Genomic DNA, 21,711 nt, shown 5'->3' on the forward strand with positions numbered 1-21,711 from the left:
GATTCCTCGGCTTCTCAGGCTCTGGCGGCCGTTACGCGCGGACCGGTGGCAAGCACCTGCCGCCTCTCCGAGATGTTTTTGGCGATACCGGTCAGGGTCGGATAATTCCCGCCCTGGCCGATGGCGACGTAACCCGGGTAGGCATAGTCCTTTGCAGTCTCGTCGACCTTTCCGAGCGTGAGCGGAAGATAGGTTCCGCGCGCCTGCCGGAGGATCAGGATCGCGGCCGTAACGTCCCAGGGATTGACGCCGAAGCCGGCAGCCGCATCCACCCAGCCGGCTGCCACATGGGCGATGCTGAGCGCCGCGCTGCCTGGGCGGCGGACAGTCGAAAACGTTTCGATCAGCACGCCGATATCGTCGAGCGCCTGGCGCTTGCCGTCGAGGCGGAAGTCGCGCGACACGGGGTATCCGGTGATAAGGGTCGCATGCTGTTCCTGCGGCACGGCTGACGACACGATGCGCTGGCCGTTGAGATAGGCGCCATCCAGATCGGCCGTGAACATGTTGTCGGAAACCGGATCGTAGACGACGCCCGCCACGATCTCGCCTTCGACCACGGCCGCGATGGAGACGCACCAGAAGGCAAAGCCCCGCGCGAAGTTGTTGGTGCCGTCGATCGGGTCCACATACCATTGGATGGAGCCGTTGCCGACGGTGCCGCCTTCCTCGCCGAGCAGAATGGAATCCGGAACCTCGCGCATGATGAAGGCGGTGATGGTTTCCTCAGAGCGCTTGTCGTGCTCCGTCACTACGTCGTGAAGGTCGACCTTGTAGTCGACCGCGATAGTCGAGCGGAAGGCCTCGCGCAGCGGATCACGGACTTCGAGCGCGGCCCGCCGGGCGACATCGAGAAGGCGGGACGATTCCCTTGAAACGGTCATACGGACACCATGATGGAGAGAGGTTTGCCGGACCCGGCACGAGAAGGTGCCGGTGAGGACGTGACCATATCCGGCCATGCTCTCACCGGCGCCGGATGACTTACTTCTTGTAGTTCACCTGCCAGAAATCCTGCCAGTCCTGGCGGGTGTCCCAATCGCTGAGCCCTGTGGACGCATCGTATTGAAAGAGCTTTTCCGAGACGGTCCCGATCCCCGAGGGCTCGTCCTCCGGGAGCTTGATGTCGATATTGGTCGGCATCTTGCCGTCCTGCATCTGGGGCCCGATGCCTTCCGGCGTGAGGAGATAGTGGATGAACAGCTTCGCGGTGTTGGGGCTCTTGGTCTTCTGCGCGATCAGGCCAAGCTTGGTGTAGGTCCAGCCGACCCACGGCTTGATGTCCGTGCACAGGCCGAGCTTGTAGCCCTTGTCGGCATTGTCCCGGAACTTGGCCGAGCTGACGAGTCCGAAGAAGGGTGCCTTCTGCCCGGGTGCGCCGATAGCCTCGGAGATGGGGTCGTCCCCGTCCGTAACGAGGGGCCCATTGGCCGCGAAGGCTTTCAGCCAGGCTGCGGTAGCGCTCGCCTCGTCGGTCTTCAGGTCCTTGCCGAAATGCGCCTTATAGGCGGCCGCCACCTCGGCATCCCCATGCTGGGCCATCTGGTTGAACCAGTCCGTGTAGCTGCCTTTGGTGAGCGGATCGACGAAGGCGACCTTCCCTTTCCACTTGGGCTCCGTCAGCTCCCACATGTTCTTGACCGGGCACTTGTCGTAGACCTCCGTGTTGTAGGCCCACACATTGGCGTTGGTCGAAATGGCGAGGGGCTTCTGGAACTGAGCCGGAATCTTCTTCGCCATCTCGGGCGGCACCCAGCTCTCGACGAAGTTCTGCGGAATCAACTGCGCGAAGGCGGCCGGCGTGTCGGTGATCAGCACCACGTCGCCCTGGACATTGCCCGCGCGGCCTTCCCGGATGATCATCTCGAGCTGGCTGTTGGCCGAGACTTTCATGCCGGTGGCCTTCAGGCCGTATTTCTTGCTGAACCCCTTGGCGATCTCGACGATCTTTCCGGTGCTGTCGTAGACATTGATCGGGCCCTCATTCTTGGCCGCCGCGATGAGCGCCTCGAGATCCCCGTCCTGGGCAGACGCGCCGGGGGCCTGCGCCAGCAGCAGAAGCGCCGCGAGGCCGGCGGCCGGAAATGCAGCGCCCGCTTTTCTCCGGCGCCCAGCCCGTGAATTGACCTTCATCATCGTTCCTCTCCCTTTTGTCGTTTCGCCTTTGGCTTAGCCGGCGCGGTGCGGAGTGCCCCCGGGTCCGCACCGCTGCCGGCCGGTTCGACGCCGCATCCCCTATTGTGTCGGGGCGCGACGGCGGACGCTCCTGTCGAACGCGGTGGAGCGTTGTCCCTTGGCGTCGAAGACATGCAGCACCTCGGGCTTCGCCCAAAAGTGCGCCTTCGTTCCCAGGTCCATCTCCGGCGCCTCGTGCATCGTCATGAAGAGCGGGTCCCCTTCTCCGGCGAGTTCGAGAATCCAGCTGCCGCCTGTCGGCAAAATTCCCGTGACTTCGACCGGGCCGCTGAAGCTGCCTTCCGGAACCTGGTCCGGTGACAGGGCCAGGCGGAGCGCTTCCGGCCGGATCCCGACCGAGCCGATGCTCTCCGGGCCCGAATGCCAGCGAGCCAGATAGTGGCGGGCCGCGCCAGCCAGCCCGGAACTGTCCGCGCCTTCGAGTGTCAGGATGTTGATGGGAGGACTGCCGACAAACTCGGCCACGAAGCGGTTCGCAGGCAGATCGTAGATCTCGTTCGGCGTGCCGAGCTGCTGGAGCGTGCCCTCGTTCATCACGGCGATCTTGGTCGCAAGCGTCATGGCCTCCCACTGGTCGTGGGTCACGAACACGATCGTGGTGTTGAACTCCCGATGGATCCGCTTCAATTCCGCCCGCATCTCCAGGCGCAGCCGCGCGTCGAGATTCGACAGAGGCTCGTCGAGCAGCAGGATGCCGGGATTGACCGCGAGCATGCGGGCAAGGGCCACACGCTGCTGCTGGCCGCCGGACAGTTGCGAGGGATAGCGGTGACGGTATTTTTCGATGTCGAGGGCCCGCATCACCCGCTCGACCTGCGCCTCCCGCTCGGCCTTCGGGACCTTGCGCAGGCGCAGGCCGAAATCCGTATTGTGCTCGATGGTCAGGTGCGGCCAGAGTGCATAGCTCTGGAAGACGAGCCCCATCTCCCGCTTCTCAGGCGGAACGAAGACGCCCTGGCGGACGGAATCCACAACCCGCTCGCCGATCCGGATCTCTCCATCCGAAAGGTTTTCGAGACCGGCGATCATGCGTAAGGTCGTCGTCTTCCCGCAGCCCGAGGGCCCGAGCAGGCACATGAACTCCCCGTCGCCGATCTCGAGATCGAGGTTGGAGACCGCGTTCGCCGCGTTGGTCCCATAGCTTTTTTGCGCATCGCGCAGGGTAATAGTCGGCATCAGCCACCGAGTCCTTCTGCGATGTTGGTCCTGGTCAGTTTCTGCGCCGCAAGCGTGCCCGCATAGGCGATGCCCGCGACGATCAGCACGACGGCATTCGCCGCCTGCGTATAGTGATAGTCCACGAGACGCATGGAGAAGGTCGTCAGGACATCGGTGCTCGGCACCGCGAGGACGACGAACAGACTGAGCCCCTTGATCCCCGAGATGAAGGGCAGCAGGATCCCAGTGACCAGCGATCCCTTCTGGATGGGGATGACGATCGACAGCATGCGCCTGAACCATCCCGCGCCCGCGACCTGTGCTGCCTCCTCCGGATCCTTGCCGAGCTGCATCATGGCCGAGACGCCGGCGCGAGACGCGTAGGGCATCTGGTCCGCCATGAGGGCCAGCATGAGGATCGCGCTTGTCCCGTACAGAGCCGGGACCGGACCGCGCTGCACGGCGAAGAGCGACAGATAGGCCGTCGCAAACGCGATGCCGGGCACGAGATAGGGAAGGAACGTGACCTGACGCAGGAAGGTCGCGAGGGGCCGGAACGGCGTGCGCACCGCTACGTATCCCACGAGGAGCCCCAGGAGGCCGGACGTGACCGAGGCCAGGCCGACGATCCACAGGGTGTTCCAGGCCGCGCGCCAGAGATCCGGGCTCAGCAGGATCCCGGTCCGGAGGGCGACGCTGTCCAGATCCCGCCCGATCCAGTAGTTCAGGGTGAAGTTGTCGAACGCGAAGCGGCCCGGCACTTCCATGATCGTGGAGAGGAACAGGGTGAGCAGCGGCAGCCCGACGCTCAGCATGAAGACCGTCGCGGCGAAAAGCGTCGCGAGGATCCGCAGCCGACCGAGGCGCGTCAGCCGGTTCATCGTGCCCTTCGAGCCGACGGTGACAAACCGGCGGGCCTCCTTGACGAGCCTGGCGTCGATCAGCAGCGTGACGATGCCGATCAGCATGATGGCGCCTGCGAGCACTGCGGCGACGCCGCTCTGCCGGGATGAAATGCTTCGGAAGAGAGAAGTCGAGAGCACCTCGAACTTGACCGGCAGGCCGAGGACGTAAGGCACGCCGAACTCGCCGAGGCACTTGGCGAAGATCAGCACCATGGCGGAGAGCAGCGCTGGGCGCATGAGCGGCAGGATGATCCGCCACGCGACCTGATATTGCCGCGCGCCGAGAATCCGAGCCGAGTCTTCGAGCTGAGAGTCGAAGCGGCGCAAGGCCGAGCCGAACAGCAGGATGATGAACGGCGTGTAGTGCAGCGCGAGGACGATGGTGATCGGAACCTGCCCGTAAGCCAGCCAGTCCGGCGGCGTGAAGCCCAGCGCCTCGATCCATCCCGGCTGCCCGCCGACCGTGCGGTTCTTGAACAGAGTTGTCCAAGCCAGTGCGAAGGTCCAGGCCGGCAGCATGTAGGGAACGATGAGCGCCGTGGCGAACCACTTGCGCCCGAGCATGTCGGTCCGGCTGATCAGCCACGCCAGCGGCGTGCCCACCAGGAACGAGATCACAATCGCGCCGAACGCCACCGAAAGCGTGTTCAGCAGCGGTGTCCAGAACAGGGCAGTCGAGATGGGAGCCAGGAAGGCCCGGTTGAGATAATAGAGGGTGAGCTCGCCGAAGGGCCGGCCGATCCGCCTCTCGTCACCAAACTGCACATGCACCGCGTCGGTCAGCATGGAGGCGATCGGCACGACGATCAGATAGGCGAACAGAAGCGCCGTTAGGATGCCGATGACGGTCGTCGGCTCTCTCAAGGAGAGTTTGAGCCTGTAGCGCAAGCGCTGGAAAGTCGTGGGCGGCAACGGGGCGATCCCGCCACCCGCGAAGGAGGCATCTCTCGTAGATGAACTAAGAGGCCGCATGTTCGGCCACCGTGACGCTTCGGGCGAATTTCAACTGGCGCCGTGTTCCCGGAACCTCGATCCATTTCCGGGACATGCCGCCGGAATGGTGCCGCCCGGTCCGGCCAGCAGGCGCGGACCCGGACAGTGAAATCCAGCCATCAATCCCGATGGCAATGCGACGCCTCACGTCTTCCTCCCGTGGTGGCCGCGACTTGCATCATGCTGCTGATGGGAAGCTGCCGGGTTTCTCGAGTTCGCTTTGCGATCCGGCCCCGGTCTTTTGCTTCATCGCTGCAAGCCCGCGGCGATGTTTGGTTTCGAACTACTGGCCTGATGGTCTCCGGTTGAACAAAACACCCGCCTAAAGCGTGAGAACCGGAATTAGAGCACGGCATGCACACCTGTGCAAGAACGATGACGGCTTCGCTTTGCTGTCCATGGCGCGCTTTCTTCTTACTGGCAGGAGAAGTTGCTCTGAAGTTCAGGCGATCTGTTAGTCTACGCCCGTCAGCCGAACGAGGCGCTCTCTCAAGCCCGGCGTACAGCCGAGCACGGCGTTGCCGTCGCGCAGGCCGTCATTGGCCAGGAAATCGTTCACCCAGCCTCTGGCCTCCTCGATGAGAAGCAGGCCAGCCAGCGCGTCCCAGGAATTCATGTGCAGTTCGCAATAGCCGTCCAGACGCCCGGCCGACACATAGGCCAGAGCCAGGGCCCCCGACCCACCCCGGCGAACGCCTGCTCCGTCGTCAAGCAGACGGCCGATCAGGTCCACGTACTGGCTGAACGGCAGCCGGTTCGACCATCCTGCCTCGATGGTCGAGGAGTTGATCTCGTCCAGCCCGCTGACCCGGATGGGTTCCCCGTTGAGCGTCGCCCCCCTGCCCCGCTCTGCGACGAACAGCTCGTCGGCCATCGGATCATAGATGATGCCGATCTGCGTCCGTCCGTCACGCACATAGGCGAGCGAGATGCAGAATTGTGGGATGCCGCGCACGAAATTGGCCGTGCCGTCGATGGGATCGACGACCCAGACATTGTCGTCGAAAGAGCCGCCGCCCTCCTCGCCGAAGAACGAATCCTCGGGAAAGCTCTCCAGCAGCCTGGTGCGCAGCAGGCCTTCCACCTCGGCATCGACCGCCGAGAGATAATCCTGGTGGCCCTTGAGGTTGATGTTGGAAAGGCCCGGTCGCCCGTTGAAGCGCCTGCGCGCCAGGAAGCCCGCCTCGCGAGCCGCCGCGCAGGCCACGGGCAACCGCAGGCTGGCGCTCGCCGGAAGAGCATGAATGGCCGGCTCGACAGCCTTGGCCGTAGTGTTCGCCAACATGGTGAAATTCCTGTTTTATGAATGTGAGGCCGCGCGCTTCGGCGCCGAGTGCTTTTCCTGCTCGATCCGGTGGATCCACGATGCCGCGTGGCGGGCGGCTTCGGTGAGCATCGGCTTGGGCGTCTCCATCCACTCGCTGGGATGAAGCTCGCGGGCGGCCCGGAGATGTGCGATCGCCGCGTCGAGGGTGGGAAAGCGGTCCGGCATCTGGATATGGATGTAGAGCGCCGCCAGAATGACCGAGCGGCTGCGGCCGCCCCGGCAATGGAGCAATACGTTGCCCCGGCGGCGATGCGGATAGGTGCTTCGGTCCGGCAATTGCTGGTGCAGGGCGCCGTCCAGCAGGTAATATCCAGCAAGGAGCATCGTATCCGGATTGCCGTCATCGTCGATGAGACCGAGCTTGTAGTTGCGGATCGGCCCGTGGGGCGACGTGGTTTCGGAGGATTCCGCCCCCGCCAGATAGTCGATGTCCAGGTTGACGGCGCAGTTGACCACGATGGCTACGTCGTTGCGCTCCAGGAGCGCCTTGTCGGCCGCGGCCGCGGCGCCGCCCACGAAAAGCTTGATCCCGAAGGGCGGCAGGTCATCCACGATGAGGCTCATCGGCGGACGGTTGAACTTGAACGGATTCGTCATGGAATGTCGTGTTCCTCGATCTTCAGAAAAAATGCTGGCTCAATGCGCTTCGGCCGAAAGACGTCGCGCCTTTCCGACGTGATCCGAGCCGGCCGTCATGCGGCATGGGACGCCTGCAGGGCAGGTTTTGCGGCTGGAATGCGGGTGCCGCTCCGCTTGTCGAAGAAGGAGAGCCTGTCGGCCGGAAAGTCGATCCAGATATTCTTCTTCGGAAGAGCGGTCTCGAAGCGTGGAATGAGCGCCGTGATCCGATGCGCCCCAACCAGGAGCGAGATGATCGTCTGCGAGCCCGTGGGCTGGACGATATCGACCTCCGCCGCAAGGCTCGCCGGGCCCGCCTTCTCGGCGATGACGATGTTTTCCGGACGGATCGCGAAGGTCACGGGCCCGTCGGCGCTCTGCAGGCCGGCCGGGACGGGAATGTCGGTCTCGCCGAAGCGCACGACCCGCTCGCCCCCGGCCGTGCTCAAGGTTCCGTCGAGCAGGTTGATCCGCGGATCGCCGATGAACTCCGCGACGAAGAGGTTCGCCGGATCGTGATAGATCTCGTAGGGCGTGCCCTGCTGCTGGATGACGCCGTCCTTCATCACTACGATGATGTCGGACATGGTCAGCGCCTCGACCTGATCGTGCGTGACATAGACGGTCGTCGCCTGAAGCTCCCGGTGCAGGCGCTTGAGCTCCGTGCGCATCTCGGTCCTGAGCTTGGCGTCGAGGTTCGACAAAGGCTCGTCCATGAGGAGAATCGCGTTGCGTGCCGCGATGAGGCGGGCGACGGCGACGCGCTGCTGCTGCCCTCCGGACAGCTCGGACGGATAGCGGTCCTCGAGCCCGGTGAGCTGGACCTTCGCCAGCGCTTCCGCAAGACGCTCCTTTACCACCTGCGGAGGCTGCTTCGCCTCCGAGAGCGCCAGGGTGATGTTCCGGTCCACCTTCATGTTTGGCCAAAGGGCATAGCTCTGGAAGATGAAGCCGAGCCCGCGCCGCTCGGGCGGAACGAAGGTGCCGGTCCGGCTGGAATAGACGGTCTTTCCGCCGAGAAGGACCTCGCCCGTCGTCGCCTGCTCGAGGCCGGCGATGACGCGCAAGGTCGTGGTTTTGCCGCAGCCCGACGGCCCGAGCAGGGTCACGAAGCTGCCCTTCGGGATGTCGAGATCGAGGCCCGGAATGGCCAGATGGCTTCCGTACGACTTCGTGATGTTGCTGAGGACGATTTCAGACATGGGCACTCTCTCGCTAGGAAGCCGTTCGGCTTACGTTATCGGCTCGTCTCGGCCATCCAGAAGTCGCTGATCTTCGCGATGTTGTCCCGCACGAATTCAGGCGACGCGGTGAGCTTCTTGGCCTTCGGCCACATCTCGCTGTGCGGCGGCGCCGGAACGTCGGTGCGCGGCGAGAAGGTGCCGATCTGGTAGAAGGCTGCCATACCCTGCAGAAGCTCCAGGGATTTTCCGGACCGGAACGGCGGCTTCAGCTCGGACGAAAGGTTCAGGTCCTTGCTGCCCATCAGGAAGGCCACGAAGAGCTTCGCGGCATTCGGATGCGGCGCCTGCCCGGCGATGGTCACGTAGGTCGGGTAGGAGTAGAGGGCCGACGGCTTCAGATCGTACGGGATCGCATTCGCGTAATTGTCGCTCTGGTTCTTGGTCAGATAGTGGATGACCGAGAAGGCCATCGGCGGCTTGGCCTGCCCGCGCAGGCCGACGGCGGTCGCGATCTTCGAGCTGTTGTCGGAAATCACGATGTCGTTGCCGATCAGGCGGTGCAGGAACTCGTAACCGGCATTCTCGACCCCGGACGAGAGCTCGAGCTTCTTGCCGTAATGCTCTTCATAGGCCTTCTGCATTTCGTCGGAATGCTCGACGATGGCCGCGAGCGTCATAAGCGTGGTGAGAGAGCCGGCCGGCGACTTCATGGAGAAGCGGCCCTTCCATTGCGGCTCGGTGAGCTCCCAGATGCTCTTGATGGGCGGCTGTGGATAGGCTTCCGAATTGTAGAAGATGCCGTAGGCCTCGATCACGTGCGTCAGCAGGGGCTCGCGGTGTTCGGCCGGGATCTTGTCCGTCAGGTAGGACGGTACGTAATTGACGATGCGGTGATTGGGCAGGAGATCGAACACCATCTGCTCGGTGCCGCCCGAATAGACGACGTCCGCCGCATAGACGCCGGCCTGATGCTCGCGCACGACCTTCTCGATGGTCTTCTCCGACCCGAGGTCGTAGGCCTTGACCTTGATCTCCGGATAGAACTTCGCGAAGTCCTCGGCCACCTTCATCATGGTGCCGGTCGACGAATAGACGACGACCTCGCCTTCCTTCTTGGCGTTGGCGACGACCTCGTCCCAGTTCTCGTTCTTCTGATAGGGCCCGAGCTGGCTCTTCTGCAGCCAGGCATCCCATTTGGGATCAGCCTGCTGTGCCAGGGCGGGCGCCGCCAGGGCGACGGTCAGGGCACCGGCTGCGAGCAGGGCTTTGGCGGTGCGGAATGTCGGTGTCATGGTGGGTTTCCTCCGTTCTTTTCCCTTCACGTCGGTTCGGCAGGACTGTCAGGCCGCTCCGACGCGCGCTTTTTTCGACAAGGCGCGGACGACCAGGTTGACCGCGATCACGATGGCGACAAGCAACACGGTTGCGACGCCCACGAGCTGAGGCATGTCCTGGTTCTGGTAGTTGTAGATGACGCCGGCGAGCACATTGGTCGAAGGCGTGACAAGCAGGATGATGAGCGACAATTCCCGCATGATGCTGATGAAGCTGAGCAGCATGCCCGAGAGAAGGCCGCCGGCCGCGATGGGAACGACGATCCGCATCATACGGCGGAGCCAGCCGATGCCCTGGACGCGCGCAGCCTCCTCCAGGGACTTGTCGATCTGCAGGAGCGCCGCAATGCCCGTGCGCGACGTGAAGGGCAGCGTCTTGACCGAACAGATCAGCACGAGCAGCGCGAAGGTGCCGTAAAGCGCCGGAATGGGCCCGAACGGGCGGGCGAACATGCCGATATAGATCGCCCCGAAGGCGAGCGCCGGGAAGATGTATGGCAGGAAGGCCACCAGCTCCAGGGCCCGGGACGTCAGGGAGCCGCGTGTCCTGACCACCACATAGCCGATGAGGAAGCCGAAGATTCCTGTCGTCATGGCCGTGAGGAACGACAGCTTGAGGCTGTTCCAGGTCGCGTCGATGATGTTCCCGTTGTCGACCAGAGCCGCCTGCAGCTGGTCGATCCCCTCGCCTCCTCCGCCGATCCAGTAATGCAGGGTCAGGTTGCTGAGGCTGTAATTGCCGGCCGTCTTGATGAGCGATTGCAGGACCAGGAGGACGAGCGGGAATGCGACCGCCGCGATCATAAGCAGCATGATGAGGCCGAAGAGCGGCCAGCGCCAGGGACCGAGATCGATCTCCTTGCTGCGGAAGCCTTTGCCCGAGAGCGTCACGAAGCTCTTCCGAACGCCGATGAGCCGCTGGTTGATGAAAATGAAGAGGCACGCCAGGACCACGAGAACGAGCGCCAGCAGAAAGCCGTCGCCGGCATTGCGCGTTCCCATGGCGGCGTAGATCTGCGTCGGCAGCACATAGTAGCGCACGGGCATTCCGAGAACCGCGGGCGTACCGAACGATCCGACCACGCGGATGAAGGTCATCACCACGGCAGAGCCGATGGCCGGCAGGAGCAGGGGCGCGGTGATCCAGAGAAGCTGCTTGATGCGCGAGAGACCCGCCATCGCGCCCGCCTCTTCGAGCTGGCTGTCGACGCTCGTTACAGAGCTCGAGACGGACAGATACGAATAGACGTAATAATGAAGCGACAGGCAGATGATGATCGGCAGCGGCCCATAGGCGATCCAGTCCGGCGGCTGGACGCCGAAGAAATACGCGAAGGCGCCGGATGCGCCACCGATGCGGTCGTTCTTGAAGAACGTGATCCACGCAAGAGCCATCACCCAGGACGGCAGCATGTAGGGGATCATCACCAGCGTGTGCAGGAAATTCCGGAACGGGATATTCGTGCGCACGATCAGCCATGCGAGGCTTGCACCGAGCGTTAGGCAGATGGCCGTGGCCGCAAAGGCCGTCACCAGCGAATTGAGGAAGGGCTTGTAGAAGATCGCCCAGGACAGGCGCCCGGCAAAGACGCGCTCGTAATGGAAAAGCGTGAACTCGCCCGGCTGCGCCTTAGGCAGGTAGGCGCGGTCGTAAGGTTGGACCGTAAGGGTCTCGCGGATCAACTCGAACAGGGGCACGAGGACCAGCGCGCCGAGGATCAGAGCAAGCAGCATGCCGAGGAGGCGTTCGGGCTGGGTCAGGAAATGCCAGAGGCGGCTCAGGAGAGCTCTCGCGGGAGAAACACTCGATGGAATCTGCGCAGGCGCCGCCGAACTCGTCATTCCGTCACGTCCTTCCAGGAGCCGGAATCCGGCCCGCTCGCGTTTCCTCATGCGACTGACTTTTGATCCGCTCTCGCGCGGCCTTGCCGCAGGCGATCAGTTCGCATCTCGTCCACCCTGCATGACCCGCAAAGCCAGGACTTGCGCGGTTGAGTGCGACGATGAGGTCAGGCTTGCACGCGTGTGCAATTTTGGCAAGTGCCTTTATGAGGGAGGATGTACTCAAGGGATGACTTCAAGCCGGAAATTCACGTGATCCTGTCATCTGAACAAGGCTGAGCCCCCGTGCAAGGTCATCCACAGGTCCGGTGCAACAGGCCTTCTGACAGGATCGCAAAAAAGAACCGGCTGCCGAGGCGCGTTGCTCGTGCGCCCCAGCAGCCGGTCTGAAGATTATTGCTGGCCTCAGGCGCGGGACGCGTAGGCCCCGGGTCGAGCAATCTCGGCCTCTTGGCCCGGAGCGGCCTCCTCGTCGCGCCAGCGCAGGCGCACGCCATCCTGTTCCGTGCGCACCAGGATCGGAATCGCCGAAAGAAGGCGCTTGGTATAGGGATGCTGTGGCCCATCGAACACGGCGTCGCGCGTCCCCTGTTCGGCGATCTGCCCGTCCTGCATGACGATGACCCGGTCCGCGACCTGTTCAACCACGCCGAGATCGTGACTGATGAAGAGGCACGAGAATCCGTGCCGCTCCTGCAGGTCCGCGAAGAGGTCGAGCACCTGCGCGCGCACCGTCACGTCGAGGGCCGAGACGGGCTCGTCCGCGATGACGAAAGCAGGCCGGCGCACAACCGCGCGGGCAATGGCGACGCGCTGGCGCTGGCCGCCCGAGAGTTCGTGCGGATAGCGCTCCGCATATTCGCCGCCGAGGCCGACCTCGTTCAGCACCTCACGGACGCGCTCGGTCTTTTCGCGGCTGCTCATATTCGGCACGAGGCGCAGGGCCTCACGGACGAGCGCCCCGATGGTCATCCGAGGATCTAGGGAGGAATAAGGATCCTGGAACACCATCTGGCAGTTGAGGCGGTAATCGTTCCAGCCCTCGCTTCCGGGTACGATAGAGCGTCCCGCAAAGCGGATCTCCCCGCCGGTCGGGTTGAGGAGCCCCGCGATCGCGCGGCCCAGGGTCGTTTTGCCGGAGCCCGACCCGCCGACCAGCGCCACAACCTCCCGCGGTCGGATAGCGAGATCGATCCCGTGCAGCACCCGCTTGCCCGCCTCCTTGCGCAGGAGGCCCTGCCGGCCGCCGTATTCGACCACGAGATTGCGGATTTCCACGATGGGCACCGCCGTGTCTGGAATATCCCGCGCCGGAAGGCGATGCGGCATCGCGGTCAGGAGCTTGCGGGTATAGGGGTCCTTGGGCTCGCGCAGCAGGTCCTGCGTGGGCCCTTCCTCCACGATCTCGCCCTTCTGCATCACGATGATCCGGTCCGTATAGCGGGCCACCATCGCAAGGTCGTGGCTGATCATGAGGACGGCCGTGCCCCGCGCCCGCGTGAGCTCGACCATCAGCTCCAGCACGTCCCGCTGCACGAGGGCATCGAGCGCCGTCGTCGGTTCGTCGGCGATGAGGAGCGCCGGCTGCAGGAGCATCACGGAGGCCAGCATGATGCGCTGGCGCATTCCTCCCGAGAACTGGTGGGGATAGGATTTCAGCGCCCCCTCCGGGTCCTTGAGACCGACGCGGCGGAGCATGTCGAGAATGAGCGTCCGTCTTTCCTCGGCACTCAGCTTCCGGTGAAGCGCCAGACCCTCGTCGAGTTGCCGGCCGATGAGCATGGACGGGTTGAGGGAGGTCATCGGCTCCTGGAACACCATGCCGACGCGCGCCCCGCGCAGCTTCCTCAGTTCACCCGGGGAAAGCTGCGCGATATCCCGGCCTTCGAACCGGATGGTGCCGCCGGTGCGGCGAATGGCCGGTGGCTCGAGCCCCATGACGGCGCGCGCCGCAAGGGTCTTTCCGCTGCCGGATTCCCCCACGATGCCGACGATCTCGCCGGGCGCCACCGAGAAGCTGATGCCCTTGACGACATCCATCCCGCTGCGTGCCACCGTGAGCTTCAAGTCCTCGACGCTGAGAAGTTCGGTCTTGGCCATGTCACACTCCTCGCATGCGCGGGTCGAGCTTGTCGCGCAGGGCATCGCCTATGAGGTTGATGCCAAGAAGCGTCAGCGAAATGCACAGGCCAGGGAAGATGCCGAGCCAGACGGCCTGGGCGATGAAGGCGCGGCTGCTGGCGAGCATATTACCCCAGGTGGGCGCGGGCGGCGGCACGCCGAGCCCCAGGAAGCTCAGGGCGCTCTCGGACAGGAGCACCCAGCCGAACATGGAGGTGGCGAGCACCGTCAGCGGCGCGACGCAATTGGGCAGGATGTGCCGCGCCATCGTGAAGGCCTCCGAATTGCCCATCACCCGTGAGGCCTCGACGAATTCCTTCTCGCGCAGGGACAGCACGGTGCCGCGCACCACGCGCGCCACGGAGGGCGTATAGGCCAGGCCGAGCGCCAGGATGATGCCGTACTTGTTCGCGCCGATGACGGCGAGCAGGCCGAGCGCCAGAAGGATGCCCGGGAAGGCCAGGAGCGCATCGTTGAAGGCCATGAGGATGCGGTCCGTCCAGCCGCGCACATAGCCCGCGAAGACGCCGAGCGCCGTGCCGGCCACGACGGCTGCCGTGACCGTGAGGAGGCTGATCCAGACGCTGGTGGCCGCGGCCGCCATGAGACGGCTTAAGACATCGCGGCCGAATTCGTCGGTGCCGAGCCAGTAGACGGGCCCCGGCGGCTGCAGGCGGGCCGCGAAATTGATCTTGAGCGGATCGAAGGGTGTCCAGAGCGCACCGGAGAGCGCGCTGAGAATGACGACACCGACGATCGCGCCACCCAGGATCGTGTTGGGAGCTGGTAGTTTCATTCCGCAGTCACCCTCGGGTCGAAGACAGGATAGAGAAGATCGACGATCAGATTCACGAGCACATAGACGAACGCTACGAAGAGCAGGCATCCCTGGATGACCGGGTAGTCGCGGGCGAAGATGGAATCGACGAGAAGCCGCCCGAGGCCAGGGATCGTGAACACCGTCTCGACCACCGCGATGCCGCCGAGCAGGTTGCCGAGGACGAGGCCGATCAGGGTCCAGGTCGGTCCGAAGGCGTTCTTGAAGGCATGCCGCCACAGCACGGCGCTCTCGGAGAGCCCCTTCGCGCGGGCATGGGTGATGTAGTCGAGCCGCAGCACCTCGAGGGTGCTCGCCCGCGCCATGCGGATCAGGACGCCCATCTCGTGGAGGAACAGGGTCATGACCGGCATGATGATGTAGAGAAGCGCTGCCGTCGGGTTCTCGGTGAAGGAGACATAGCCGACGACGGGCAGCCATTCGAGCTTCAGGCCGAAGAGCAGCAGAAGCAGAAGGCCAAGCCAGAATGTGGGAATGGACAGGAGCAGGGTTGCCGTACCCACCAACGCCAGGTCGAGGGTGCTGTTCTGCCGCCAGGCCGCGATTACGCCGGCCGGAACCGCGACCGCACTGGCGAACAGAACCGCCACGAGCACGATCCTGGCGCTGATCCAGAACCTGTCGAGCACGAGCGGCAGAACCGGCTGGCTTGACGTGATGGAGTTGCCGAGATCGCCCTGCAGGACATTGCCGAACCAGATGCCGAACTGAACCAGAAGGCTCTGGTCGAGACCCAGACGCTGCCGCAGGTCGGCGAGACTCGCGGGATCCGCGAGGTCGCCGAGCATAAGGGAGGCCGGATCCCCCGGAATGAGACGGATCAGGACGAACACCGAAACCGCCATGATGAGCAGGGTCGGGACGGCCATGAGGATCCGTCTGAGTGCGAAGCGCAGCATGGTCGTCCCTCCCCGTCTCGATCAGTTCGCCACGACGCGGGCACCCCAGACGCGGGGCTTGCCCTCCCACGGATCCGCACCCTGGACGCGCTTCGTGTGGGCCCAGGCTTCCTGGCCATTGGCAAAGATGATGAGCGGCGTTGCCTCCATCTGACGCCGGTGAAGCTCGTCGAAGATCTTCTGGCGTTCAGCCTGGTCGGAGATTTCGGACGCCTTCGTGATCAGCACCTCTGTCTCCGCGTCGTCCCACACCTTGCGCGGCTGCTTGTCCTTCGGGCCGGAGAACTGCTCGTAGCTCAGGGCAGGATCCAGGCGCGCCGAATACGAGAAGGACATCATCTGGTAATTGCCCTTGTTGTACCGATCGAGCTGGGTCGCCCATTCGAGCACTTCGATCTCCGCATTGATGCCGACCGCCTGCATCATCGCCTGGGCGATCACGGCCGCGTTGAAGCTCGGCACGTGGACGCGCTTGTTGGCGATGATCTTGATCGGCTCGCCCTTGTATCCGGCCTCCTTCAGGAGCTGCTGCGCCTTGGCAGGGTCATAGGTGTAGCCCTTGCGCTGCGCGTCGGCGTAATAGGCCGACGTGACGGCCACGGCCGAGTTGTTGGGCCTGCCGTTGCCGTTCGAAACCGCTGCCACGAGCTGCGGCATGTCGATGGACGCCGCGATGGCCTGCCTCAGCTTCACGTTACCGAGAAGCGGATCGCGGGTCTGGAACAGGAAGGTGTGCTTCGTCGCCGACGGGAAGAGGCCGACCTCCACATTCGCGGCTTTCTTCAGCTCCGGCACGTCGGTGTCGAGCACCTGTGCCACATCGACGGCGCCCGAGACGAGCGCGGCCTTCACGGTGGAGGCGTCAGGCACCACGAGGAACTTCACCTCCGGCAGAGCAGTCCGCTTGGCTCCGACAAGGCCGTCCGGCTTGTCCCCGGGCGGGGACTGGTATTCGTCGAAGCGCGTGAGGGTCACGAACTCGCCGCGGCGCCACTCGCCGAACTTGAACGGGCCCGTGCCGACCGGCTTGTCCCAGCTCCCATCTTCCTTGGCCGAACTCTTGTGCAGGATCGCCGTCATGCCGCAATCGGTCCGCGCCATGGAATCGAGAAAGAGCGCGCTGGCGCGGTCGAGGGTCATGGTGACCGTAAGAGGATCGGTCGCCTCGACCTTCTCGACCTTCAGGCCGGAGCGGCCGTCGAAATCAGAGCGGCAGCGCCAGTCCGTCTTGGGATCCATGTAGCGGTTCCAGCTCCACAGAACGTCCTCGGCGGTCAGATCCGCTCCGTTGTGGAACTTCACGCCCTTGCGAAGGCGGAACGTATAGGTCTTTCCATCCGGCGACAGGCTGACGGACTCGGCCAGAAGCGGCGCGACGGTCCCGTTCTCCCTATAGCCGACGAGCCCCTCCACCATGTGCAGCACCACCGCATCGGTGTTGTCGTCTCGGTTCACGCCAGGATTGGTGCTGCGGATATCGGCGTTGAGCGCCACCGTCACGGACTGAGCCGCAGCGGGAGCCGCCGTCACGAGCGCCGCCCCGAACGCGGCCACAATGGTCTTATTCATGATCCTACCCCTCTGCTTTCTCATTCCGTCCGGCCCGCCTGTTCTTCAGGACATCGGCAAAGAAATTCTGAACATGCCCGACGACGCGATTGCCGTCGTGAGGCACGTTCGGCACCAGATCGAAGCGCACATTGATGCCCTGCGCCTCGAAAGAGCGGCGCAGGCTGTCCAGGCGCTCGGGGCGTGTCCGCCCCGCATCGTTGGCGCCGGGCATCCAGTGGCGCCCGCCCTCCCGATGGGTGATCTCCCAGGTCTCGAGATCCGCGGCGCCGACGATCATCTGCACCGGAACGCGCGTCATGGCCTTCACGTCGATGTCGATGCCGAAGCGTTCCTTCACATCCCGCGTCCCGACCCACCAATCGCGAGTCGGGTCGAGCAGCGTCACCGAGCCGGGCGCGCCGACGGACGCTGCCCAGAGACGGTCCGGGTGGAGCATGAGGAACCGATGGGTGAAGTGGCCGCCGCCGGAATAGCCGAAAAGGGCGAAGCGCGCGACGTCAAGATCATAGCGCTCGCCGACCTCCTCGACGATGGACAGGAGCACCCGATCATAACGGATATCGCCCTCCTGCATGTACTTGAAGCCGTCCCGGTTGCCGTCGCCCAGCACTCCGACAGGGAAGAGCGGACAGAGGATGACGCAGTTGTTCCAGCGGCCGAACTCCGCGAAGGCATCGCGGTAGGACATGAAGGCGCGCCCCGTCCCGTGCATGGCCACGACGAGATCCGGAGGATCGCCCTGCCCCAAGGTCGGTGGCACGTAGAGGCAATAGGAGAAGCGCGGATCGCTCCGGCTGGCCACGACCGTGGTGTGGCCGAGATCGTAGATCTGGCGGCCGCGGTCGACCTTGCCGGCCCCGTCGGGCGGGGGTGAGGCTTGAGCTATGTCCATGGGGTAAACCTGATTGGCGTAAAGATTGGCGCCAAAATGTTTGCATCTGGAAACGGTCTTGGCAATACTCGCCGAGGCTTTTTTCTTGTGCGGCGCGCGACCGGCCATTTATTGACTCTGGGCATCAGGCATCTCCGGCGGCCCTTCCGGCCGGAGGCTGCCGCCTGAACGGCGCCGTTTCCTGCAACCGAGGGTCCCCTGCCCCGATGACTGCCAAGACCGACAGTTCCCCCGCCAGCCTCGTCGACATCATGGCGCGCGACATCCAGGCCGGCGTCTTCACGCCGGGCACCTGGCTGAAGCAGATCGATCTCGAAAACCGTTACGGCGCAACCCGCATGGATGTGCGCCGGGCCCTCGACCAGCTGGCGACGAAGCGCCTGGTCCGCCATGTTCCGAACCGCGGCTACCACGTCCATGCCCTGGACGACCGGCAGGCGGACGAGATCCGCGATGTCCGGGTGATCCTCGAGACCGCAGCGGCGGAGAGCATGGTGCAAAGCGTCAATGCGGCCGACCTGCGAGACCTTCGCCGGCTCGCCGCCCGGTTCGAGGAGCTGATCCTGACCGGGACGATTCTCGAGCAATACGAGGCGAACATCGCGTTTCATGTGCGTCTCCTGAAGCTCTGCACCAACAGGGAACTGGTCAACGTCGTCACGGAGCTGCGTGGGCGCGGCCCCTCGGCGCCCGCAACGCAGTGGAAGACCCGGGCGCGCATCGAGCAGTCCGGCCGCGAGCATTTCATGATGATCGATGCGCTGGAGGCGCGGGATGCGGAGGCGCTCAGGCGTGTTCTGGCCGCTCACATCCGGCAGACGGGGATGCCCGTGGAATCCGAGGCTCAGCCTCCCCGGTCAGGAGAGGCTGAGCCCGATTCACGACGCGTCGTCTAGTTGGCGACCTTCACCTCCCAGGCGCGCGGCTTGGACAGGACGGATGCGGTATAGCCCTGGACGTTCTTGCGGAAGGCGCTCGCCTCGACGCCGTTGTAGAGCATCACGAACGGCACCTCCGTCAGGAACCGGCGATGGAGATCGTCGAAGATCTTCTGGCGCTCTTCGGGAGCGGCCGTGACCATGGACTTCTCCAGCAGAGCCTGGGCCTCCGGGCTGTCCCACACCTTGCGCGGCTGCTTGTCCTTCGGACCCATGACGGATTCGTAGCTCAGCGAGGGGTCGAGCCGCGCCGAATACGGGAAGGCCATCATCTGGTAATTGCCCTTGCTGTAGCGGTCGAGCTGGGTGCCCCATTCCAGCACCTCCAGGTTCGCGTTGATCCCGACCGCCTGGAGCATCGCCTGCATGATGACGGAGGACGCGAAGGTCTGCGGATAGCGCTTGTTGGTGAGGATCACGACCGGCTCACCCTTGTAGCCGGCCTCCTGCAGGAGCTTCTTCGCCTTCTCGGGATCGTACGTATATCCCTGATCATGCGCCGCCGTGTGGTAGGAAGAACTCAAGGGGACGATGGAGTTGTTGTGCTTCGCCAGCCCCTCGGTGACCGCCTGGGCAATCTGCGGCGTGTCCAGCGCCGCTGCGATGGCCTGCCGCAACTTCACGTTCGAGAGCAGCGGGTCCCGCGTCTGGATCAGAAGCGTACTCAGGCCCATGTTCTGCGCGATGGACAGGCCCAGATTTGCATTCCCTTTGACCTCCTTCACGTCCGCGTTGGCGACATCCGGCACCACATCGACGTCGCCGCGCAGGAGCGCGGCCTTCGCGGCGGCACTGTCTGGAATCACGATGAAGCGGACCTCGTCCACGAGCGGTCGCTTCGACCCGGCATAGCCGTCGGGCTTGCCTTCACCAGGATTCGCGTAGCCGTCGAACTTGGTGAGCTTGACGAACTCACCGCGCCGCCACTCGGCCAGTTTGAAGGGACCGGTACCGATGGGCTTGTCCCAGCTCCCGTCGGCCTTCACCGAATCCTTGTGAACGATGCCGGTCATGCCGCAATCCGTACGCGCCAGCGTCGCCAGGAAAAGCGCATCCGGCTTCGTCAGGCGGAAGATCACCGTGTTCGGATCCGGGGTCTCGACGGCCTCGACTTGCGAACGGCCGCGCCCGTCGAATTCCGAAAGGCAGCGCCACTCCGTCTTCGGATCCGTATAGCGCTTCCAGTTCCAGGCCACGTCCTCCGACGTCAGGTCGGCACCATTGTGGAATTTGACGCCCTTGCGCAGCTTGAATACGTAGGAGAGCCCGTCCTGCGAGATGGACACGGACTCTGCCAGTAAAGGCTTGATGCTGGCGTTTTCCCCATAAGCCACGAGCCCTTCGACCGCGTGAAGGACGACCGCATCCGTGTTGTCGTCCCGGTTCACGCCCGGATTCGTGCTGCGGATATCGGCATTGAGCGCGATGCGAAGCGCTGACTGCTGCGCAAAGGCGGGCAGCGCGGACGCGGCCATCAGGGCCGACACGCAGCCGGCAAGAAGAAGGTTCGTCTTCAGTTTCATCGTGGTCCTCCACACGTCTTCACAAGTCCTGCTCTGTTGTTGTGATCGGCAGCTGTTGGTCGCTGCTTAGAACCGCTTCCACCGGTGGAAGCGGTTCTCTCCAGTGTCTCCCGGCGCACTCGCCCAGGATGCCTTAGACGGCTTTTGCAATCGGCGCGGATACCGCCTCGGAGGGCCGCTGGATCTCCATGTCGAGCCTGTAGGTCGTGAAGGCGCGGTTGAGTGCCGGCAGCATCGCGACTTCCATGATGCCGAGCATGGGCTCCATCACGATCATTGCGACGGTCGCGCTCAGGTTGCTGCTGAGGTTCCGGCGCGGCGGGCGGCAAACCGACCATGGCGTTTCGAAATCGTCGAACAGGGCGTTCTTCACCGTATCGCGCGTGACGGCGCCGAGATGCGGCTCGATGAGCGCGCGCACGCGAAGATCGCGATAGAGACTGTCGGGCGTATTGGCGATCCCGGTATCCTTCAGCTTCGAGAGGGCGACCGGGCTCTGGAAATGGTTCGCATGAACGATGAGCCCACGCTCGGGAAGAACCTGGAAGGTCTCGTCCGGCGCACATTCGAAATCGATCGCGATGCCGTTGGCCTGGCTGACGATCATGTTGTTCGCGGCGGATTTCGGCGTGGCGTAGACCGCACGCATCGAGACCGCCAGCTGCTTCTGCTCCAGCACCTTGCGGCGGATCAGCGCCAGGGGGACGCCGAGGCGGCGGTAATCCCGGTCTGTTTCGAGATAGTTCGCCGTGATGGCGATGCCGGCCGCATTGAAGCCCGAGCGGCCGAGGGCGCCCGCCTCGGTGAAGGTCAGGATATCGGGCCCGTCCTCCCGGCGGATCTTCAAAACCACCGCGGTCTCGGCGCATTCCACCTTCCAGTCCCAGTTCTGGGCATGGATCAAGCGCCCATCCCGGGCCGCCTCGGGCAGAACCACGACCCCCGTGCAGCCATCCGGATCGTCGTCCGGCACATTCCGCTCGTCGTCGGGACGCTGGGCGAGCTTCAGGATCTCGGTGCGCGCGTTGAGGAGCACGACGGATTCGAAGGCCACCCCGGCGCCTTCCGCAATGCCGCGCATCTCCTCGAGATAGGTGGAGTCAAACCGGTCGATGGTCGGCTCGAAACGCTTCACGAGCCGGGCAATGCCCTCAGCCGTCAGGTTGTCGCGTCCGAGCTGCTCTGAATAGTGCTCGATCCCGAGACGCACCCGGTCCGCTGCCTGCTCGCCATATTGGCGGCCCCGCTCACGGGGGGAACCGGATACTTCGACGAGCGGACAGGTTGGTGTCATTAGGGTAGCCTCTCAACGGGTCTGGCGTTTATTGCAGATCTATTGTATTTCATCATGACAGAATACAATCAAGAGGG

The 21,711-nt window shown here is 64.1% G+C and carries 18 protein-coding genes; 1 reads left to right on the forward strand and 17 read right to left on the reverse strand.

What is annotated here, in order from left to right; genetic code table 11:
* Nucleotides 1–14: 14 nt before the first annotated feature.
* From C4E04_RS15310 to C4E04_RS15375, 15 genes are all read right to left on the reverse strand, one after another.
* On the reverse strand, nucleotides 15–884 hold the full coding sequence (locus C4E04_RS15310) for an inositol monophosphatase family protein (RefSeq protein WP_109601177.1): 870 nt from the start codon (nucleotides 882–884) through the stop codon (nucleotides 15–17).
* 100 nt (nucleotides 885–984) lie between these two features.
* Entirely contained in the window at nucleotides 985–2,136 is a 1,152-nt protein-coding gene (locus tag C4E04_RS15315) for an ABC transporter substrate-binding protein (protein ID WP_109598692.1), read from the reverse strand.
* Between the two features lie 99 nt (nucleotides 2,137–2,235).
* Nucleotides 2,236–3,372 (reverse strand): ABC transporter ATP-binding protein, encoded by a 1,137-nt coding sequence (locus C4E04_RS15320; protein WP_109598694.1) that lies wholly within the window; start codon nucleotides 3,370–3,372, stop codon nucleotides 2,236–2,238.
* Nucleotides 3,372–5,231 carry an iron ABC transporter permease gene (locus C4E04_RS15325; protein ID WP_245416116.1) on the reverse strand — a complete coding sequence of 620 codons (1,860 nt, stop codon included), beginning with the start codon at nucleotides 5,229–5,231 and terminating at the stop codon, nucleotides 3,372–3,374. Before C4E04_RS15325 ends, C4E04_RS15320 begins: the two co-directional genes overlap by 1 nt.
* A complete protein-coding gene (locus tag C4E04_RS20960) occupies nucleotides 5,218–5,400 on the reverse strand; it encodes a hypothetical protein (protein ID WP_162559421.1) in 183 nt (60 codons plus the stop codon). The genes C4E04_RS15325 and C4E04_RS20960 overlap by 14 nt, the downstream gene beginning before the upstream one ends.
* A 306-nt stretch (nucleotides 5,401–5,706) precedes the next feature.
* Entirely contained in the window at nucleotides 5,707–6,537 is an 831-nt protein-coding gene (locus tag C4E04_RS15330; RefSeq protein ID WP_245416117.1) for an inositol monophosphatase family protein, read from the reverse strand.
* A 15-nt stretch (nucleotides 6,538–6,552) separates the two neighbouring features.
* Complete coding sequence (locus C4E04_RS15335) at nucleotides 6,553–7,176, reverse strand: protein phosphatase (protein ID WP_109598696.1); 624 nt, start codon at nucleotides 7,174–7,176, stop codon at nucleotides 6,553–6,555.
* A 95-nt stretch (nucleotides 7,177–7,271) separates the two neighbouring features.
* Entirely contained in the window at nucleotides 7,272–8,399 is a 1,128-nt protein-coding gene (locus C4E04_RS15340; protein WP_109598698.1) for an ABC transporter ATP-binding protein, read from the reverse strand.
* A 35-nt stretch (nucleotides 8,400–8,434) separates the two neighbouring features.
* The gene (locus tag C4E04_RS15345; RefSeq protein WP_109598700.1) at nucleotides 8,435–9,673 is read right to left on the reverse strand and encodes an ABC transporter substrate-binding protein; all 1,239 of its coding nucleotides are present in this window, start codon (nucleotides 9,671–9,673) and stop codon (nucleotides 8,435–8,437) included.
* Between the two features lie 48 nt (nucleotides 9,674–9,721).
* Nucleotides 9,722–11,557 (reverse strand): iron ABC transporter permease, encoded by a 1,836-nt coding sequence (locus tag C4E04_RS15350; RefSeq protein ID WP_109598702.1) that lies wholly within the window; start codon nucleotides 11,555–11,557, stop codon nucleotides 9,722–9,724.
* A 405-nt stretch (nucleotides 11,558–11,962) separates the two neighbouring features.
* The gene (locus C4E04_RS15355; protein WP_109598704.1) at nucleotides 11,963–13,657 is read right to left on the reverse strand and encodes an ABC transporter ATP-binding protein; all 1,695 of its coding nucleotides are present in this window, start codon (nucleotides 13,655–13,657) and stop codon (nucleotides 11,963–11,965) included.
* 1 nt (nucleotide 13,658) lies between these two features.
* The gene (locus tag C4E04_RS15360) at nucleotides 13,659–14,474 is read right to left on the reverse strand and encodes an ABC transporter permease (RefSeq protein WP_109598707.1); all 816 of its coding nucleotides are present in this window, start codon (nucleotides 14,472–14,474) and stop codon (nucleotides 13,659–13,661) included.
* Complete coding sequence (locus C4E04_RS15365; protein WP_109598709.1) at nucleotides 14,471–15,415, reverse strand: ABC transporter permease; 945 nt, start codon at nucleotides 15,413–15,415, stop codon at nucleotides 14,471–14,473. Before C4E04_RS15365 ends, C4E04_RS15360 begins: the two co-directional genes overlap by 4 nt.
* Nucleotides 15,416–15,436: 21 nt before the next feature.
* A complete protein-coding gene (locus tag C4E04_RS15370; RefSeq protein WP_109598711.1) occupies nucleotides 15,437–16,984 on the reverse strand; it encodes an ABC transporter substrate-binding protein in 1,548 nt (515 codons plus the stop codon).
* Between the two features lie 4 nt (nucleotides 16,985–16,988).
* The gene (locus tag C4E04_RS15375; protein WP_109601181.1) at nucleotides 16,989–17,879 is read right to left on the reverse strand and encodes a hydrolase; all 891 of its coding nucleotides are present in this window, start codon (nucleotides 17,877–17,879) and stop codon (nucleotides 16,989–16,991) included.
* A 206-nt stretch (nucleotides 17,880–18,085) separates the two neighbouring features.
* Here C4E04_RS15375 and C4E04_RS15380 point away from each other — a divergent pair, with 206 nt between their 5' ends.
* Nucleotides 18,086–18,775 carry a GntR family transcriptional regulator gene (locus C4E04_RS15380; protein WP_109598713.1) on the forward strand — a complete coding sequence of 230 codons (690 nt, stop codon included), beginning with the start codon at nucleotides 18,086–18,088 and terminating at the stop codon, nucleotides 18,773–18,775.
* Here the strand turns inward: C4E04_RS15380 and C4E04_RS15385 are convergent.
* Both C4E04_RS15385 and C4E04_RS15390 read right to left on the reverse strand, forming a co-directional pair.
* The gene (locus C4E04_RS15385) at nucleotides 18,772–20,340 is read right to left on the reverse strand and encodes an ABC transporter substrate-binding protein (protein ID WP_109598715.1); all 1,569 of its coding nucleotides are present in this window, start codon (nucleotides 20,338–20,340) and stop codon (nucleotides 18,772–18,774) included. The two genes, C4E04_RS15380 and C4E04_RS15385, sit on opposite strands and share 4 nt — an antisense overlap.
* Before the next feature lie 133 nt (nucleotides 20,341–20,473).
* Nucleotides 20,474–21,634 (reverse strand): C45 family peptidase, encoded by a 1,161-nt coding sequence (locus tag C4E04_RS15390; RefSeq protein WP_109598717.1) that lies wholly within the window; start codon nucleotides 21,632–21,634, stop codon nucleotides 20,474–20,476.
* Between the last annotated feature and the right edge of the window lie 77 nt (nucleotides 21,635–21,711).

The organism is Microvirga sp. 17 mud 1-3, from assembly GCF_003151255.1.
Lineage (GTDB): Bacteria > Pseudomonadota > Alphaproteobacteria > Rhizobiales > Beijerinckiaceae > Microvirga.